The organism is Serratia sp. ASV30 (genome assembly GCF_016428815.1).
GTDB classification, from domain to species: Bacteria; Pseudomonadota; Gammaproteobacteria; order Enterobacterales; family Enterobacteriaceae; genus Chania; species Chania fonticola_C.
Window position 1 is genome coordinate 1 of sequence record NZ_JAELTL010000275.1, and the last position, 291, is coordinate 291.

Consider the following 291-nt stretch of genomic DNA (forward strand, 5'->3'; position numbering starts at 1 on the left):
CCGCGCTGCCGCTCAGGGTCGGGGTATTGTCGTTGGTGACATCCCCTTTCTGCAATGGACCCACATGCGGCTCGACGTTGTCCACCACGCTGGTGATTGCCGGCACGCCTGGAATGCTGTCTCTTATACACATCTCCGAGCCCACGAGACAGGAGGTATCATCTCGGATGCCGTCTTCTGCTTGAAAAGGGGGGGGGGGGGGGGGGGGGGGGGGGGGGGGGGGGGGGGGGGGGGGGGGGGGGGGGGGGGGGGGGGGGGGGGGGGGGGGGGGGGGGGGGGGGGGGGGGGGGG

At 72.9% G+C, this 291-nt stretch carries 1 protein-coding gene; it reads right to left on the reverse strand.

Going from position 1 to position 291, the window contains the following annotated elements; translation table 11 throughout:
* The coding region (locus JHD74_RS26435; RefSeq protein WP_199063960.1) for a hypothetical protein at positions 1-291 on the reverse strand (291 nt) is incomplete at both ends.